Below are 17,446 nucleotides of genomic sequence, written 5' to 3'. Positions count from 1 at the left end.
TGCTCATTCGAGACACATTTCGCGCATGAATACGCAAGATGGTCTCTGTATAGCGCACGGTTCGCGCAAAGTCATCCGCCGAAGCGGTGCTGCCGACTTTCGTCGGGTGACGCGAAGATCCTTATGTCACAAGGAGTGCGCAAAAGACGTGAAGGCCCCCTTCCCTACCCTGAAGGTAGGAAAGGGGGCCTTCACGGACTGGGTCAAACCGCCTGGACCTCGACGCCGGCGGCCTCGAACGCCCGCAGCACCTTCGGATCGGCGTTGGAATCGGTGACCAGGGCGTGCACCTGCGTCGTCGCGCAGATCCGCGCGAACGCGCGGCGTCCCAGCTTCGAACCGTCGGCGACCGCGACGACGCGTTCCGCCCGCTCGACCATCAGCCGGTTGATACTCGCCTCGCCCTCGTGGTGCGCGAAGGCGCCGGCGTCGGCATCGAACGCGTCGACGCCGAGAAACAGCAGGTCGATCGTCAGTTCACTGAGCACGCGGGTCGCCAGCGGACCGCTGAGCTCGAACGACTGCGGACGCGCGACACCACCGGTGACCACGATCTTCACATGCGGCCGCACCGCGAGTTCGTGCGCGATGTTCAGCGCGTTGGTGACCACGGTCAGCCCCGGCGAATCGCGGAGACCGGCCAGATCGGACCGTGTCGCCAGCGATCGCGCGACCCCGGCCGTCGTCGTCCCGCCGTTGAGGCCCACCACCATGCCCTGCGCGACGAGCGCCGCCGCGGCGACGCTGATCCGCTGCTTTTCGGGCACGTGCCGCGCGGTCTTGTACCGCAACGGCAGGTCGTAGGCGAGATCGTTGGCCACCGCGCCACCTCGGGTGCGGGTCAGCAACTGCTGCTCCGCCAGGTGATCGAGGTCGCGCCGGATCGTCGCCGCGGAGACGTTCAACTCCTCGGCCACGTCCTCGACGTCGATCTTTTCCCGCTGCCCCAGCAGGTCCAGCAGGGTGCTCAGCCGTTCGTGCCGGGCCATCGGCGCCACTCCTAGCTCGCTGCGGCCTATCGCGCATGACGTTGCGCTGTTGGCCACTGTTTCGAGCAGTATGCTGCATCGCGGTTGTCCACCGCGAGCGGCACGCCGGTCGAGTGGCCCGGCCGGTCACTTCATCCGGAAGTCGTGCTGTTCCGGCAGCGGTTCCCCGGAAACCGCCGCCCAAGTGTCCGACAAGGACGTTTCCCCTTCCCTGATGTTCGCGACCTCGAAACCGGTGTCGTACACGGCCTTGGCCCCGGCGACGTCGCCGAGGGCGAGCCGGGTGCGGGCGGTCAGCAGGGCGATCCGCCCCTCCACGGGCAGCCCGGCCAGCAGTTCGCTCGCTTCGCCCGGGAGCCCCGCGGCGAGTTGCGCCGCGATGGCCTCGACGACCAGAGGACGCAGTGACGGCGCGAGGGCGACCGCACGCCGGTACAGCCAGGCGGCCTCGTGCCCGGCCGTGGCGACTGCGAGATTCCGCAGGGCCCAAGGGTTCTCGGCCGCCGAGACGGACTCGCGCCAGGCGCCGACAGCGTCCGAATGCCGTCCGGCGGCCCAGTGCGCGACGCCCCGGTGATACCAGGTCAGCCAGTTCTTCGGGGCGTGCTCCAGGATATCCGCCCAGTACCGGTTCACCAGCGTCGGCGGCGGCACCGCGAGCGGATCACCGTCCGGCGGCGTACCGTCGAGCAACGCGAGCCACGGCTCCTGGTCCGGCCCGAGCGACTCGTCCGGGAACGGCGTGCCGGGCAGGCACATCGGCGCGCGCCGGTTCTCCAGCGCGCCCCAGCCGGAACCGGTGGCGAGGAACGATTCCGGGGTGACGTCGGCGATCTTCCGCCAGTCGCCGTGATACTCGTCCAGGGTTTCCGCAGACGGCAGGCCGACGGCGACGGCTTCGCGGGCCGCCGTCCAGTCTTCCCCGTGCACCGTGAGCGATTCGGCGGCGACCGGACCGTAGGCCTCCAGCCAGTCCCAGCTCTCCCCCGGCGGCAAGCGCAGATGCTCCAGCTGGGTGCGGGCCAGCCCGGCCTGGATCTCCAGGTAGCCGCCGGCCCCGGGCGCCAGCCATTCCTGCCAGCGGCGTCCACCGGTGGATTCGCCCCACAGGAACAGCTTCCGGCCGCGCAGACGGCCGGTGGACAGCTGGGCCAGCCCCGTCCCGTCCGCCTCGACGGCCGCGACCCACGGCCTTCCGGTCACCTCGAAGAAGTAGTCCGCCGCGGCTTCGGCGCGGGCCGGATAGGTCAGCTCACCGGGCACGTCGACCAGGTCGAGCCGTCCCGAATAGCCGTAGTGCCACGCTTGAGTCGCGGGAGCGAGCACGCGGGTGCCTTCGTTCTGGGGCACCGCGATGTTCGACCACCAGTACACCGGGACGTCATAGGGGTGCGGGTTCCGCACCCGTACGGCCACGAGCAGGTGCTCCGAGTCGTCGGGCAGCCAGAAGTCGATCTGGTACGGCAGGTCGCGAGTGCGTTCCCACTCCCACAGCCGCAGCACCGGCGTGCCGTCCGGGCCCTCGATCTCTGCGGCGAACATCGGATCGCAGGTCAACGTCGTATGCCCGGTGCTCCCGAGGTTCCATTCGACACCACCGGCGAACCACGCGTCCCGCAGGGCGAGGTTCGCGGGCTGGAACACCGGATTGCGGTAGAGCAGCTCGCGGCCCGATGGCTTGTGCACCAGCGAGTACAGCCGTCCGCCCAGCGACGGCAGCACGGTGGCGCGGAGTTTGTCGTTCTCCAGCACCAGCGCCGGAAGCTCGCGTTCCGTGCGCTCGCGGGTATAGCCGTCCTGCAGCAGGCACGGCAATGGCGTGTCCAGACGGCCGTAGCCGATGTTCTCCGCCAGGTCCCGTGGCAGCTCGTCCACATTGGACACCTTCGCCACCGCTTCGGGTTTCCGAAGAGGTGGCAAGGGGTTCTCCGGCCCCAGCTCGGCGGCCGGGAGCACCAGCCCGGTGCGGTACAGGCGGGTCATGCGTCCGGGAGCCGATCGCCGGTGGCGGCGTCGAACAGGTGCACCGCGCCCGGTTGCGGTGTCAGGGTGATCGGTTCGCCGCGCTGCCACGGGGCCATACCCGGGGTGCGGACCGTCAGCACGCGATCGCCGTCCCGGCAGTACAGGTACTGGTCGCTGCCCAGTTCCTCGACGACCTCGACGACGGCCTCGAAACCGCCGTCCCCGATCGTCCAGCCCTCGGGCCGGACACCGACGACGATGCCGGGGCCGGTCAGCGCCGAACGTTGGGCAGGAGTCAACGGCAGCCGCGTACCACCGGCGACGGCACCGTCACTGTCCACAGTGGTCTCCAACAGGTTCATCGCGGGTGAGCCGATGAACCCGGCGACGAACACGTTGACCGGCTTCGCGAACAGCCCCACCGGAGTGTCGCACTGCTGCAGGAGCCCGTCCTTCAGCACGGCGACCCGATCGCCCATGGTCATCGCCTCGACCTGGTCGTGCGTGACGTAGAGCGTCGTGATGCCCAGCCGCCGCTGCAGGGAGGCGATCTGGGTCCGCGTCTGCACCCGGAGCTTCGCGTCCAGATTGGACAGTGGCTCGTCCATCAGGAACACGCTGGGCTCGCGCACGATCGCCCGGCCCATCGCGACGCGCTGCCGCTGCCCGCCGGACAGGTTCGCGGGTTTGCGGTCCAGGTACTCGGTCAGGTCGAGCACAGCCGCGGCCTCGCGCACCTTGCGTTCGCGCTCGGCCTTGGCCATCTTCGCCAGCTTCAGATGGAAGCCGATGTTCTCCCCCACCGTCATATGCGGGTAGAGCGCGTAGTTCTGGAACACCATGGCGATGTCCCGGTCCTTCGGCGGGAGTTCGGTGACGTCGCGGTCGCCGATGTGGATGGAGCCGTCGTCGACGCCTTCCAGCCCGGCGAGCATCCGCAGCGTGGTGGACTTCCCGCAGCCGGACGGGCCGACCAGCACCAGGAACTCGCCGTCGGCGACCTCGAGGTCGAGGCCGTCGACGGCGGGACGTTCCACCCCGGCGTAGAACCGGGTGGTGTCGGAGAAGGTCACGGTGGCCATCAGGTCCTACTTTCCGGCGCCGAGGGTCAGGCCGGTGATGATCCGGCGGGCGAGCACGAGGTAGAGCACGAGCATCGGGAGCACGACGATCGCCACCCCGGCGATCAGGCCGCCGTACTCCGACTGGTAGCTCGCGGCCCCGTAGAAGGTGAAGAGCGCGCGGGAGAGCGTGAAATGCGCCTGGTCCTTGAGGAACACGATCGCCAGCAGCGTCTCGTTCCACAGGCCGATGGCGTTCAGCGTCAGCGCGGTGATCATGCCGCCGCGGGTCAGCGGCAGCATGACCGAGAAGAACGTGCGCGTCGGGGACGCGCCGTCGAGCGCGGCCGCCTCCTCCAGTTCGTCCGGCAGCGACCGGAAGAACCCCGTCATGAGGAACACGGTGAACGGGATCGACAGCGCCACGTACAGCACGAACAGCCCGTACTCGTTGTCGAGGTGCACTTTGCTGAGCACCACGAACAGCGGGATGATCACGGTCTGGAACGGCACGCCCATGCCGATAGCGACGACGTTCGTCATCGGGCCGGCACCGCGGACACCGAGCCTGGTCAGGGCATAAGCGCAGGGCGCGGAGACGGCGACGGTCACGACCGTCGCCAGCCCGACCAGGAGCACGGTGGTCAGCACGGCCTGCCCGAAACCGGCGTTGTTCCAGGCGTAGATGAAGTTCCGGAACGGCTTGCCGACGTGGAACCACTGGTACGGCAGGGCGAACGGCTTGGTGAAGATCTCCACCGGCGTCTTGAACGACGCCGTGAGCAGCCAGTACAGCACCAGGATGTTGCCCGCGGTGAACAGCCACACGATCGTGGAACCCAGTACCCGCAACGGGCTGAACCGTTTGGAGCCGGGCGCCGGACGCGGTTTGCGTGGCGGCTTGCGCACCGGTTTCGGCGACGGGCGCGCGGGCGCCTCGACGTCGGTGACGGACATTTCGTCTCCCTCAGAACTGGATCGCGTCACGGCGCATCAACCGGCGGAGCAGGACGACGAGCACGGACACCAGTGCGATCATCGCCACCGCGCAGGCACACGCGGCACCGAAGTCCGGCGTGCCGTTCGAGCCGAAGGTCCGGTCGAACACGTAGATCCCCAGCGTCCACGCCTCGTTGGGCGGGGCGTAGGTGCCCGGACCGGCCAGCACGAACACCAGCTCGAAGATCTTGAGCGCGTTGATCGTCCACAGCACCCCGGCGACACCGACGACGTCCCAGGTCATCGGCAGCGTGATGTTCTTGAACTTCTGCCACGGCGAAGCGCCGCCCAGCTCGGCGTCCTCGTAGAGATACGGCGGGATGCGGTCGACCGCGGCCATCAGGATCGTGATGTAGAAACCCGAACTGGCCCAGATCAGCGAAGCCGTCACCACACCGGTCACATTGGACGGTGCGAGGAACTTCGCCGCGTCCGCGCCGAGGCTTTCCAGCACGTAGTTCGCCAGGCCCTGTTTCCCCGGCTGGTACTTGAAGACGAAGCCGAGGAACATGCCGAGCGCGACCGGCGCCACGATGTTCGGGAAGAACAGGATCGCGCGGACGATCTTGCCGCCCTTCATGTCCCGCAGCACCATGGTGAACAGGAACGCCAGCGCGAACGTGCCGATCCCGCCGAGGAACACGTAGATCAGCGTGTTGCGGAAGGCGTACTGGAACGAGTCGCTCGCCCACATCTGCGTGTAGTTGGTGACGCCGTTGGGTTCCGGCGTGTCCCCCGCCCCGGCCCAGCTGGTGAAGCTCAGCACCACGGTCGCGAGCGTCGGCAGTACCAGGAAGGCCAGGTACAGCACCAGCGCCGGCGCGGCGAACGGCCAGAACAGCCGTTTCTTCCGGCGCAGGTGCGCGCCGGCCTTCACCGCCCGCGCCGACGGCGTGGCCGGCGCGGGTGGCGTCGTGACCGTGGCCATCAGCCCTGGTTCTTCCAGAACTCGGCGCCCTTGGTGGCGAGCTGGTCCACGAACTGCTGCGGGGTGATCTGGCCCTTCAGCAGCGCGATGTCGGCGGGGTCGAAGACGTCGGTCTGCCATTTGCCACCGGCGATGCCGTCGATCCCGTCGTACTGCAGGACGTGCTCCTTCTTCGGGTCGTCCAGCGCGGCCTTGACCTGCTTGAGGTCGTCCGGCACGGCGAGGTCGGCGCGCGGCACGAGGTTGTCGGCCACGATCGGGATCCCGGCGAGCAGGTCCTTGTTGAGGAAGTAGGCGATGAACGCCTTGGCCGCCTCGGGGTGCTTGGCCTTCTTGGTCACGGAGAAACCGATCGACATCTGCTCGACGGTGTCGTGCGTGGCGCCTTCGGGCATCGGGAACTGGAAGGAGCCGTAGTTGATCTTCGTTCCGGCGCCCTGCTTGTCGAGGTACTCACGGGTTTCGCTCGGCGCCCAGCTGCCGACGTAGAGGAACCGGGAGTCGCCGTCCGCCCAGCGCTGCTGCACCTGCGGGAACTTCGCCGCGTCCCAGCCGTCGATGAAGTACTTGGGCAGCTTCGCGGTTTCGGTGGCCGCCTTGAGGAAACCGGGCTCGGTCTTCCACGCCTGGCCGGTCTTGTCGGTCGCGGCCTTGTAGAGCCCGCCCGCGCCGACGTACCGCTCGGCGAGCTGGGTGTAGAAGTACATGTTGTAGAACGGGATGTCGCCGTCGAGGCTGACGGCGGCCTTGCCGTCGGCCTTCGCCTTGTCGAACAGGCCGATCAGCTCGTCCATCGTCTTCGGCTGCTGGATGTCGCCTGCGGTGTCCTTGTTGAACCACCACGCGCTCGACTGGATCGTGTACGGGACCATGAAGTTGTGGCCCTCGCGGTCCTTGTTCTGCGGGAAGTCGTACGAGCTGGGCGAAAGCACGTCCTTGACGGTCTTTTCGCCCTCGCCGACCTTCATCGCGAACACGTCGTCGACGCTCTGCGTGCCGCCCGGCGTCATGACCGCCGCGCCGACCTTGCTGACGTCCTGGTCGAACAGGTCCGGCACCGCGTCGGTGTTCAGCGCGGGCACCAGGTTCTGCGTGTAGGCCTTGCGGCCCAGCCACTGCACGTCGACCTTGACGCCGGTCTTCTCCTGGAAACATTTGAAGGCCTTCTGGAGGACCTTGCCCTGCGGCTCGTCGGCCGTCCACATGGACCAGTACGTGAATTCCTTGTCCGTCACGGGTTTCACCCCCGCCTCCGGACAGGGCGCGTTGAGGAACTGGTCGACGCCCGGGAGCGCGTTCTCGCCCGTGCCACCGGCCGCGTCCCCGCCGCCGCATCCCGCGAGCAGGAGCGCCACCCCTGCCGTCGCTGACATCACTGTCGTGAGCCTGCCTACCCGCATCCGCCACCACCTGGATCGAAGATCACACAAGTTCTGCTTGTTGTTGCGCAGTTTTGTGAGGTTTCGCGCACATGTCAACAGTCAATCGCGCAAAGTCTGCTCAATCGTCACCTTGACCGGTTCAACATGATCAAGCTTGAGCACTCCCAGCAGCCGCCGCACCTCGACGGCGACCGCGGCACGCCCGGCACCGAGGTACTTTCGCGGGTCGACGCGCTCCGGATGCGCGCGCCAGTCCTCCGCGGCGGCCGCGGTGAACACCTTGTTGAGCTGGGTGGCGATGTTGATCTTCGTCATCCCGGCCCGTACCGCCTCGGCCAGCCCGGCGTCCGGCACGCCCGACGATCCGTGCAGCACCAACGGCACCGGCACCCGCTCCCGCAGCCGCGCGATCAGCTCGAAGTCCAGTGCGGCGTCACGGGTGAGCATGGCGTGCGAACTGCCCACCGCCACCGCGAGCGCGTCGACCCCGGTGGACGCGACGAACTCCGCCGCCTCGTCCGGATCGGTGCGCGCGCCGGGCGCGTGGACGCCGTCCTTGCCTCCGACCTCGCCGAGTTCGGCCTCGACCCAGACCCCGTGATCATGGCAGTACGCGGCGACTTCCCTGGTCGCCCGCACGTTGTCGGTGTAGTCCAGTTTGGACGCGTCGAACATGACGGAGCCGAAGCCGAGCGCGACCGCCTCACGGACGAGGTCGGCCGATTCGGCGTGATCAAGGTGAACCGCGACCGGTGTGGCCGCACTCCTGGCCGCGGCCAGCGCCGCCGCGCCCACCGGCGCCAGCGAGCCGTGGTACTTCACGGCGTTCTGGCTCAGCTGCACGATCACCGGCGCTTCCGCCGCGGCCGCGCCGTCGACGATCGCGGTGATGTGTTCGAGCTGGATCGCGTTGAACGCGCCACAGCCGCTCCTGGCCGCCGCGGCGGCTCCGACGATCTCCCCGGTTCCCACCAGAGGCATGGCAGTTCTCCTAGTCCGGGCGGGCGCGCACGGCGACCAGCCCCTGTTCGGCTTGGTAGTGCGCAAGGTCGACGTCGCCGGCGAGCGGGCCGAGCACGGCCGCCCCGGACAACGCGACGGCCCGGCGCAGGATGTCCGGCCACGATTCGACGCGGCTGAGCCCCAGCGCCAGCGCCGCGACGACGGCGTCACCCGCGCCGGTGGTGTTGCCGCGGAGCACAGTGGACGGTGCCGCGTGCCAGGTGCCGGATCCGGTCACCGCCAGCAGTCCCTCCGGGCCCAGCGAGACGACGACCGCGCCCGCCCCGGCCTTGCGAAGCTCGTTCGCGGCGGCCACCGGGTCACTCAGGCCGGTGACCTCGCGCAGCTCGTCCGCGTTCGGTTTGACCACGGACGGCTTCCCGGCCAGTCCGGCGAGCAGCGCGTCGCCGGAAGTGTCCAAGATGGACGGTGCGTCACCGAAGAGCCCGGCGTATCCCCCGGCTCCCGGCGGGAGGCTGCCCGAGCAGACGAGCACGTCCGGCTTCCGGGTCCGGACGGCCGCCGCAAGCGCTTGCCATTCGTCCTCGGTGAGCCGTGGCCCTGGTTCGTTCAACAACGTGACCGATCCGTCGCCCGCGAGGACCGTGGTGGTGCGCCGGGTTTCGCCGCCGATCGGAACGACGCCCGCCGCGATGCCGGCCGCCGCGAGATCACCCACGACGGCGGCTCCCGTCGAGCCACCCGCCGTGAAGACCGCGCGGACGTCGGCGCCGAGCGTGTGCAGCACGCGGGCGACGTTGACGCCCTTGCCGCCCGCCCGATGCCGCACGTCCCGCACCCGGTGCACGTCACCGGGCCGCAGACCGTCCACTGTGTACGTGACGTCCAGCGCGGTGTTCGGCGTGACGGTGACGATCACAGCGAGCTCAGGTCAGGACGACGGAACGGGTGAGGCTGCGGGGGTTGTCCGGGTCGAGGCCCTTGCGGGCGGCGATGGCCCCGGCGACACGCTGCGCGCGGACCAGATCCGCCAGCGGGTCCAGGCCGCTCTCGACGAACAGGCCGCCCGCTCGGGCGACGTCGCCTGCCAGTCCTTCCGGCGCCTGCCCGAACATCCAGGTCACCCGGCCGGGTTCACTGATGCTGATCGGCCCGTGCCGGTAGTCCCACGCCGGGTAGGACTCGGTCCACAGCAGGCAGGCCTCGCGGAACTTGAGCGCGGCCTCGTTCGCGATGCCCACGGACCAGCCGGTGCCGAGGAAGCTGAACTGCTCCGCGGTGACCAGTTCGTCGGGCAACGGTTCGGCGAGTACACGTTCGGCCTGGTCGGCGACCGCGGTCAGGTCCTCGCCGAGGTGGGCGCGCAGCATCGCCAGCGCCGTCGTGGCGAACCGGGTCTGCACGACCGAGCGTTCGTCCACCACGGAAAGGTCGACGATCGTGTCCGCGGCGGCCTCGATCTCGCGCGGCACTCCGGTGATCGCGATGGTCGGCGTCTTGCCCCGCAGCTTCGCCAGCAACGCGTGGACCTCGGTCGTCGTGCCCGACCTGGTCAGCGCGACGACGTGGTCGTAACCCCGGCCGGACGGGAACTCGGACGCGGCGAAGGCGTCGGTCTCGCCGAGCCCGGCGGACTCGCGGAGGACGGCGTACGCCTGGCCGATGAACCACGACGTGCCGCAGCCGACGATCGCGACCCGCGCGCCCGGCGGCGGCAACAGGTCACTGTTCGCCGAGGCCAGCGCCGCCGCTTCCCGCCAGCAGCCGGGCTGGCTCGCGATCTCCGCCGCCATGAAGGTCCCGCTCATGAACTCCCCATCCGTGCCAGTTGTGCGCAATAGCTGTCACGTTAGGTGCAGTTTTGTGCAACGTCAATGCTCTGTTAGTGCACTTTCACGCATTTGCTCCGCGCAGATGTGCAGGATGTGCTGGTCACCTACCGTGGACGGATGCGGATCGTCTCGCTGCTCCCCGCCGCGACCGACTTCGTCGCGACCCTCGGGCTCCTGCCGTCACTGACCGGCCGGACCCACGAATGCGACTGGCCACCCGGCGCGCTCGACGACGTCCCGGTGGTCACGAGCAGCACGATCGACCACGCCGTGCTGTCGAGCCGGGAGATTTCCGCGGCCGTCGGCGGCGAGCATCGTGGTTCGGCCCTGTACTCCCTGGACGCCGCGCTGCTCGCCGCGGCCGAACCCGACGTCGTCCTCACGCAGGATCTGTGCGATGTCTGCGCGGTCTCCTACCGGCAGGTGTCCGAGACCGTGCGCGCGATGGACGGCGACACCCGGGTGGTGAGCCTCGAACCGCGGACGCTCGACGGCATCTTCACCTGCTTGACCACGCTCGGCGAGGTGCTGGGTGTCCCCGAACGTGCCGCCGCTGAGACCCGCCTTCTCCAGGAACGCTGGGAAGCGGTCCGGGCTCGCGTCGCGGGGCGACCGCGGCCGAGGGTGGCGGCCATCGAATGGCTCGACCCGCTCTGGCCCGCCGGGCACTGGGTCCCGGAGCAGATCGAAGCCGCCGGCGGCGTCCCGCTGCTCGCCGCCGCGGGCGAACACACTCGCCCCATCGCCTGGGACGCTGTCGTCGCGGCGCGACCCGACGTGCTGCTGCTCATGCCCTGCGGCTTCCCGCCAGAGCGGACCGAGGCGGAACTACCGCTGCTGACCGGCTTGCCGGGCTGGGACGACATCCCGGCCGTGCACATCTTGGACGGACCGGCCTACTTCAACCGGCCCGGCCCCCGCGTCGTCGACGGCGCCGAGATCCTCGCCGATCTCATTCACGCCCCTTCGGCGCCCACAGATTGAAGCCGACCGCCACGGCCAGCGCGGCGCACCAGATCGCCAGATAGCCAGGCGACCAGCGCCGGATCAGGGCGATCAGCCCCACGATCAGGCAGAGCCCGGTCCCGACAGCGGTGAACAGCGAGACGGCGCTGGCCGGACGGTTGCCCATGCCCAGCGAGTATCCCGTCACCATGCGGCGAATCCCACGTGACCGGCGTCACGTCGAAAACTGTCACAACCACTGGGGTCAACCCGTCATGTGTGCAGGAACCTACGGAGAGGAACGATCATGGAACCGCGCGTCAACCTGTTCGAGAACGAGGTCATCCTCAAGTACGCCAAGCGTCTCGGCGCCGCGAACCGTCCGATCGAGGAGTCCTCGCTGCCGCACGCTACCCAGGAACTGGTGAAGCTGCGCGCCAGCCAGATCAACGGCTGCGGCTTCTGCACCGACATGCACAGCAAGGACGCCGCGCACGCCGGCGAGACCTCGGTGCGGCTCAACCTGGTCGCCGCCTGGCGGGAAGCGAACGTGTTCACCGAGGCGGAGCGGGCGGCCTTGGCGCTCACCGAGGAGGGCACCCGTATCGCCGACGCGCACCACGGCGTCAGCGACGAAACCTGGACGCAGGTGCGCAAGCACTACGACGACGAGCAGATCGGTGCCCTGATCGCGCTGGTCGCCACGATCAACGCGTACAACCGGCTCAACGTCATCGCCCGGACGCCGGCGGGCGACTACCAGCCCGGCATGTTCGACTGATCCTCGCGTTCACCGACAACAGGATCGCTTCACCGGACAACGATCGAGCTGCTTCGGGCTGCTAAACCTGCGGATACCAGCGATCCGGAGGTTTCAGCCCGTGCAACTCGACGTCCGCTTCTTCCCCGTGACCGGGACCCATCCGCTCACCACCGACCTCGTCGGGCTCCGCGCGAACTTCCACTACGGCTCCGGGAACGTGCTGGAGCAGCACTACGCGGACCGGACGACGATGATCTGGACCGGCGTGTCCGGCGATTTCGCCGGTGTCCGGCAGAAGGAGGCGACACTGCGCGTCTTCGAAACCGGCCCGGCGCAGTATTTCGTCACCTGGTACGAGACCGGGACCGTCGCGACCGCCGCGCACGGCGAAGTCTTCGACGGTGGCTATCCCATCGCGGTGATGGCCGACTTCGGCCGCTTGATCGCGACGGCGGCCTATACGAATCCGCGCGAGGACGGCGGGCAGTACTTCCTGGTCGACCAGGCGACCATCGAGATTCTGGAGAAGCCGCACCGATGGCCTTTCTTTCCCGAACCTCGGTCGTGAGTGCTTCGTGCCGAGAGCCCAGGGACTCGCTGCGAGTGAAGTGGTTCACGGGGTCGGCCTATGTTCTGAGGTGCATGGTGTTCCGTCTCGGTGTGCCGGTGGGGTCAAGGTAGGCGGGTGGGGTGAATTCGGGGAGTCCGTCTTGGGCGATTTGGACTTTCCATTCGCTGTGGTGGATCAGCCGGTGATGCCGGGTACATAGCAGCACGAGATTATCGATCTTCGTTTCGCCGTGATGACGCCAGAAAACAATGTGATGGGCGGTGCAGCGCGGGACCGGCATGTCACAGCCCGGGAACGCGCAGCCACCATCGCGAAGGGTCAATGCGTACTTCTGGGCGAGGGACACGGTCCGTTTGGAGCGGCCGATGTCCAGCGGTTCTCCGGCGGTGCCGAGGACACCCGGTCGCACCCGCGCGTCGCAGGCCAGGATCCGGGCGTCGGTGGCGCTGATCGGGCCCACCAGATCCAAGTGCGCCTCGCCGAGATCGCTGATCAGGTCGTCGTAGGACATGGTGACCAGGATGTGCGTCGCCTCGCCCGCCTGACCGGGAAGATTCCGGCTAGTGGTCTTCAAACGCACGTAGTCGGTGAAGGCATCCCCGTAGCGTTCGTCCTGGGTACGGGAGTCCCGGACCCCGTCGATGGCTTTGTGCGGCTTGGCCATCGGATCCAGATCGGACTTCAGGCGGGCGTAGGTTTCCAGGTCGAGTCTGGCTTTGAGGCCGAGGGTGCCGTCGCGGTGTTTGACGAACCGCAACTCCGGCCGGGTCTCGTTGGGGTCTTCGTTGCGGGGTTCTTTCCCGTCCGGGTCGAGTTCGTCCAGCAGGCGGCGTCCGGCGCGGGCGATCTGCCGCGGCCCCGCGCGACGAGCCAGTTCGACCAGGATCTTCTCCCCGGCCCGCACGTCTTCTTCCGACACGCTGGACGGGATCCGCGCGAGAGTCTTGATGATGGCATCGATCTGCGAACCGCCGATCGCGCCCTCCGCCGCAGCCACAGCAGTCAACGGCGCCAGGGGCGACTCGGGGTCTCCACCGATGGACGGGCCGGGATGCAAAGCCAAGACACGGTCGGCACGGTCACTGGCTTCCTTGTCCGTCACCAAGAAGTCCTCGAATATCAACGCCGACAACGTCGAATGACCACTACACCCGCGAACCCCACGCGAATTGATTTCCGCCAGAATCGCGTTCTGTTCCGCATCCGCCCGCCGCTTCACAACTTCCAGTTCCTGTTTACGGGCATGCAGCGTCGCGGTATCGACGCGCCACCACTCGGTGGACGTCTCTGGGATTGCATCGTCGCTGGCCACGGCCCCAAAGATACTCTTAAGCGAACACCTGCGCTAGCCCAATCGGCCCAATAAGGGAAATTGCCGGAAAATGGCAACAGCGAAGGAGTCCTAAAGCAGCGAAGCACCTTATCGAGGGGTAAGTCAAATGTGTCGGAAGCGGGGTCGGTGACAGTGTGAAGGCTCCCTTCGCTGCGTCTGATGCGGTGAAGGGAGCCTTCGCCCCAGCCACTCACCCGCGCTGGCCACCTCGCCGCCGGCGCCCGTGTCGCGAAAGCCACTTTCGCGACCCCTGATGTCCCGAAAGTGGCTTTCGCGACACCCTCGACGGACGACGGAAGCCCACGAAGGGCCCCTACGCCACGTTTGCCCTACCCCTCGGGGATGAATACGCAAAAGTGTCACGTCCGGTCATGAGCGGCGAGCGGAGCATCCAGGACGGCGCGCGCCGATCACGTGTGTCGTCTGTCCAGTCACGCGAAGACAAGGAAAGACCGGGCACTGCCGAACAAGACCCGCGCGCGCAAAGGCAAAGCCCGCCACCCCTGCCGCTCCCATACTGGCCGTCCAGCCGAGACGAGGAGCACCGAATGAGCCGAGACGACACGTCGCTCGCCAAGAACGTCCTGGGCGTGCCGGGCATCGTCTTCCTCGTGCTCGCCGCGGTCGCGCCGCTGACCGGGATGATCGTGATCGCGGCCATCGGCATCGCGGTCGGGAACGGCGGCGGCATGGTCGCGGCGTTCCTGCTGGCGACGGTCGTCCTGCTGCTGTTCGCCGTCGGCTACGCGCAGATGTCGCGGGTGCTCACCAGCGCGGGCGGCTTCTACGCCTTCGTGGTCAAAGGTTTGGGCAGGACGCCGGGTCTCGTCGCCGGGTTCGTCGCGATGCTCGGCTACAACTGCTTCGTCGCGGGCGCGATCGGAACGAGCGGGTTCTTCACTTCCACGGCGATCGACGACGTCTTCGGCCTGAAACTCGATTGGCTGTTCTGGAGCGCGCTTTCGGTCGTGCTGGTCCTCCTGCTCAGCCGCCGGGGAATCGCGGTCAGCGCGAAGGTGCTGGGTGTCTCGCTGATCCTTGAAGTGTCGATCCTGCTGATCATGGACTTCAGCGTGCTGTTCCGGCACGGCTTCTCGTTCGCCGCGTTCAGCCCGTCCGTCATGTTCCAGGGGGCGGGCGGTCTGGCGTTGTTGTTCGCCGCCAACGCTTTCATCGGGTTCGAGGCGACGGCGCTGTTCGGCGAGGAGGCCAAGGATCCCAAGCGGACGATCCCTCGGGCGACCTACATCGCGATCGGGTTCATCGGGGTGTTCGCCGCGTTCACGACGTGGGCCGTGGTCAGCGCGATCGGCGCCGAGCAGGCGCAGGACGTGGCCGCCGCGCATCTTTCGAGCGGGGATCTCGTGCTCTCGGTCGCGCAGGAGTATCTCGGCGGCCCGCTGACGAAGGTGATGTTGCTGCTTCTGGTGGTCAGCCTGTTCGCGGCGCTGCTGGCGCTGCACAATTCGGCCACCCGCTATCTGTACGCGCTGGGCCGGGTCGGCGTGCTGCCGCGGCTGCTGGGCAAGACCAGCCCGCGCAACGGCGCGCCGCGCTACGCCTCGATCGTCCAGCTGGTCTTCGGTTCGCTGGTGGCCCTGGCGTTCCGGCTCGCGGGCCTCGACCCGGTCGCCGACCTCACCGCGAGCATGACCGGCTTCGGCACGCTCGGGATCCTCACCCTCCAATTGTTCGCGGCGGTGGCGATTCTGGTCTACTTCCGACGTACGCGGGATCGCCGGGTCGTGAAGACATTCATCGCCCCCGGGCTGGGCGCGGTGGGGCTCGGGCTGATCGTGACGCTGGCGATCCTCAACTTCCCGACGCTCGCCGGGTCGAGCAACGGCGTCGTCCCGCACCTGCCGTGGCTGCTCCTGGTGGTCGCGCTGGCCGGGCTCGCGCTCGCCGGCTGGCTGCGGCGGTTCCGCCCTTCGGTGTACGACGCGCTGGAGACCGATTTGGAACGCGAACCGTCAGACGTTGTTGGTCAGTGAGAGGTTGAACGAGTAGCGCGACGCCCGGTAGACGTGCCACCCGTATTCCACGACCTTGCCGGAGTCGTCGTAGGTGGTGCGGTGCATGGTGAGCAGCGCCGCGCCCGGCTTCTCGTCGAGCAGTTCGGCGTCCTCCTCGGTCGCCTGCCGAGCCCCGACGTTCTGCTGGGCGGCGTGCAGCCGGACACCGGCCGAGCGCAGTAACTGGTAGAGGCCCTTGTCCCGCAGTTCGTCGTCGGCCGGGGCGATGAGACCGTCGGGCAGGTAGTTGTTCATGATCGCCAGCGGCTCGCCCCCGGTCGACCGCACCCGCTTCAACCGCCGGACGTGGGTCAAGCCCGGCGTTTCGAGATGCTCGATCGCGTCGTCGCCCGCGGGTTCGACCCGGTTGACGAGGACGACGGACTCCGGCTTGTCGCCGAGTTCGCTGAGGTCGTCGAAGAGGCTGCTCAACCGCAGCGGCCGCGCGACCTTGGTGCGCACGACCTGCGTGCCGACCCCGCGCTTGCGGACGAGCAACCCCTGGTTGACCAGTGACTGGATCGCCTGGCGGATGGTCGGCCGCGACAGGTGCAGCCGCGCGGCCAGGTCGAGTTCGTTGTCCAGCCTGGCGCCGTTCGGCAGCCTGCCGTCTTCGATGGCGGCGCCGATCTGCCGGGCGACCTGGGAATACAGCGGCTCCGGGCCGTTCGGATCCACCACGATCTCGCCGGGCGCCCACGGTTTCATGCGCGGAGCCTACCGCGACCGGCCACTATGACCTTATGTCCATATGTCTTGACAAAGTCTCCCACCGCTTGCGATGGTCGCAGGACCACGCGAGCCGGGAGGTACGAAGTTGTCGGACACAGTGCGCCGGATAGTCACCGCGCGGGTGCGCGATCCCGGGGCCGTCGCGGTGGCCGCCGCGACCCGCGTCCGGGCGAAGTCCCCCTTCAACGACAAGGGCCGCACGATGATCATCGCCGCGGACCATCCGGCGCGCGGCGCGAACGGCGTCGGCTCCGATCCGCTCGCGATGGCCGACCGCGGCGAACTGCTCGACCGCCTCGGCCTGGCGCTGGAACGGCCCGGGGTCACCGGCGTGCTGGCGACGCCGGACATCATCGACGACCTGCTGCTCCTCGGCGCCCTCGACGGCAAGACGGTCATCGGCTCGATGAACCGCACCGGACTCGCGGGGTCGACTTTCGAGATCGACGACCGGTTCGCGTGCTACGACGCCGAAACCATCGAGAGGATGCGCTTCGACGGCGGCAAGACGCTCACCAGGATCTGCCTGACCGACCCGGCGACGCCGAGCATCCTCGAGAACACCGCGAAGGCGGTCGACGACCTTTCCGACCGGAAACTGATCGCGATGGTCGAGCCGTTCCTCGCGGACTGGGTCGACGGGCGCCTCCGTACCGACCTCTCCCCCGACGCCGTGATCCGCTCGATCACGATCGCCTCCGCCCTCGGCCGCTCGTCGGCCTACACCTGGCTGAAACTCCCGGTGGTGAAGGACATGGAGCGCGTGCTGGCCGCTTCGACGTTGCCCGCCGTCCTGCTGGGCGGCGAGGTCAAGGATCCCGACGCCGCGTTCGCCGCGTGGCAAAGCGCGCTCGCGCTGCCGACCGTGCAGGGCCTCGTGGTCGGCCGGTCCCTGCTCTACCCGCACGACGGCGACGTCGCCAAGGCCGTCGACACGGCCGTCGGACTGCTGTGAACACCTGTGGAGG

17 protein-coding genes are annotated in these 17,446 nt (G+C 68.3%); 5 read left to right on the top strand and 12 right to left on the bottom strand.

Features of this window, described 5'->3' with window-relative positions; translation table 11 throughout:
- Positions 1-203: 203 nt before the first annotated feature.
- The 9 genes from DMH01_RS34315 to DMH01_RS34275 all read right to left on the bottom strand — a co-directional run bounded on the left by DMH01_RS34315 (position 204) and on the right by DMH01_RS34275 (position 10,095).
- Positions 204-989, bottom strand: a complete 786-nt coding sequence (locus DMH01_RS34315) for a DeoR/GlpR family DNA-binding transcription regulator (RefSeq protein ID WP_125682218.1) — start codon at positions 987-989, stop codon at positions 204-206.
- A gap of 126 nt (positions 990-1,115) precedes the next feature.
- Positions 1,116-2,972, bottom strand: a complete 1,857-nt coding sequence (locus tag DMH01_RS34310) for a DUF5107 domain-containing protein (RefSeq protein WP_125682216.1) — start codon at positions 2,970-2,972, stop codon at positions 1,116-1,118.
- Positions 2,969-4,036: an ABC transporter ATP-binding protein gene (locus DMH01_RS34305; protein WP_125682214.1), complete on the bottom strand. Its 1,068-nt coding sequence runs from the start codon at positions 4,034-4,036 to the stop codon at positions 2,969-2,971. Before DMH01_RS34305 ends, DMH01_RS34310 begins: the two co-directional genes overlap by 4 nt.
- A gap of 6 nt (positions 4,037-4,042) precedes the next feature.
- Positions 4,043-4,972, bottom strand: a complete 930-nt coding sequence (locus DMH01_RS34300) for a carbohydrate ABC transporter permease (RefSeq protein ID WP_125682212.1) — start codon at positions 4,970-4,972, stop codon at positions 4,043-4,045.
- Positions 4,973-4,982: 10 nt separating this feature from the next.
- On the bottom strand, positions 4,983-5,942 hold the full coding sequence (locus tag DMH01_RS34295) for a carbohydrate ABC transporter permease (RefSeq protein WP_125682210.1): 960 nt from the start codon (positions 5,940-5,942) through the stop codon (positions 4,983-4,985).
- Entirely contained in the window at positions 5,942-7,342 is a 1,401-nt protein-coding gene (locus DMH01_RS34290) for an ABC transporter substrate-binding protein (protein ID WP_125682208.1), read from the bottom strand. Before DMH01_RS34290 ends, DMH01_RS34295 begins: the two co-directional genes overlap by 1 nt.
- A gap of 81 nt (positions 7,343-7,423) precedes the next feature.
- Positions 7,424-8,305: a class II fructose-bisphosphate aldolase gene (locus tag DMH01_RS34285; protein WP_125682206.1), complete on the bottom strand. Its 882-nt coding sequence runs from the start codon at positions 8,303-8,305 to the stop codon at positions 7,424-7,426.
- 10 nt (positions 8,306-8,315) lie between these two features.
- Complete coding sequence (locus tag DMH01_RS34280; protein ID WP_125682204.1) at positions 8,316-9,206, bottom strand: 1-phosphofructokinase family hexose kinase; 891 nt, start codon at positions 9,204-9,206, stop codon at positions 8,316-8,318.
- Between the two features lie 7 nt (positions 9,207-9,213).
- The gene (locus DMH01_RS34275; RefSeq protein ID WP_125682202.1) at positions 9,214-10,095 is read right to left on the bottom strand and encodes an SIS domain-containing protein; all 882 of its coding nucleotides are present in this window, start codon (positions 10,093-10,095) and stop codon (positions 9,214-9,216) included.
- A gap of 141 nt (positions 10,096-10,236) precedes the next feature.
- Between DMH01_RS34275 and DMH01_RS34270 the strand changes: the two genes are divergently transcribed.
- Positions 10,237-11,103, top strand: coding sequence for a cobalamin-binding protein (locus DMH01_RS34270; protein ID WP_125682200.1), 867 nt, complete (start codon positions 10,237-10,239; stop codon positions 11,101-11,103).
- On the opposite strand, the gene DMH01_RS34265 is transcribed toward DMH01_RS34270, so the two are convergent.
- Positions 11,072-11,275 carry a hypothetical protein gene (locus DMH01_RS34265; RefSeq protein ID WP_125682198.1) on the bottom strand — a complete coding sequence of 68 codons (204 nt, stop codon included), beginning with the start codon at positions 11,273-11,275 and terminating at the stop codon, positions 11,072-11,074. The two genes, DMH01_RS34270 and DMH01_RS34265, sit on opposite strands and share 32 nt — an antisense overlap.
- Positions 11,276-11,371: 96 nt before the next feature.
- Here DMH01_RS34265 and DMH01_RS34260 point away from each other — a divergent pair, with 96 nt between their 5' ends.
- Both DMH01_RS34260 and DMH01_RS34255 read left to right on the top strand, forming a co-directional pair.
- Positions 11,372-11,845, top strand: coding sequence for a carboxymuconolactone decarboxylase family protein (locus DMH01_RS34260; protein WP_125682196.1), 474 nt, complete (start codon positions 11,372-11,374; stop codon positions 11,843-11,845).
- A gap of 100 nt (positions 11,846-11,945) precedes the next feature.
- The gene (locus tag DMH01_RS34255) at positions 11,946-12,395 is read left to right on the top strand and encodes a MoaF C-terminal domain-containing protein (protein ID WP_125682194.1); all 450 of its coding nucleotides are present in this window, start codon (positions 11,946-11,948) and stop codon (positions 12,393-12,395) included.
- A 58-nt stretch (positions 12,396-12,453) separates the two neighbouring features.
- Here DMH01_RS34255 and DMH01_RS34250 read toward each other — a convergent pair whose 3' ends face one another.
- On the bottom strand, positions 12,454-13,710 hold the full coding sequence (locus DMH01_RS34250; RefSeq protein WP_125682192.1) for an HNH endonuclease signature motif containing protein: 1,257 nt from the start codon (positions 13,708-13,710) through the stop codon (positions 12,454-12,456).
- Positions 13,711-14,279: 569 nt separating this feature from the next.
- On the opposite strand from DMH01_RS34250, the gene DMH01_RS34245 reads away from it, so the two are divergent.
- Positions 14,280-15,725, top strand: a complete 1,446-nt coding sequence (locus tag DMH01_RS34245; RefSeq protein WP_125682190.1) for an APC family permease — start codon at positions 14,280-14,282, stop codon at positions 15,723-15,725.
- Here DMH01_RS34245 and DMH01_RS34240 read toward each other — a convergent pair.
- Complete coding sequence (locus DMH01_RS34240) at positions 15,705-16,454, bottom strand: GntR family transcriptional regulator (protein ID WP_125682188.1); 750 nt, start codon at positions 16,452-16,454, stop codon at positions 15,705-15,707. The two genes, DMH01_RS34245 and DMH01_RS34240, sit on opposite strands and share 21 nt — an antisense overlap.
- A gap of 109 nt (positions 16,455-16,563) precedes the next feature.
- Between DMH01_RS34240 and DMH01_RS34235 the strand changes: the two genes are divergently transcribed.
- Positions 16,564-17,433: an aldolase gene (locus tag DMH01_RS34235; RefSeq protein WP_125682186.1), complete on the top strand. Its 870-nt coding sequence runs from the start codon at positions 16,564-16,566 to the stop codon at positions 17,431-17,433.
- Positions 17,434-17,446 lie beyond the last annotated feature (13 nt).

The organism is Amycolatopsis sp. WAC 04182, from assembly GCF_003947465.1.
Lineage (GTDB): Bacteria > Actinomycetota > Actinomycetes > Mycobacteriales > Pseudonocardiaceae > Amycolatopsis.
Note: the sequence above shows the minus strand (reverse complement) of the source record. Positions and strands in the feature narration are given on the sequence as shown.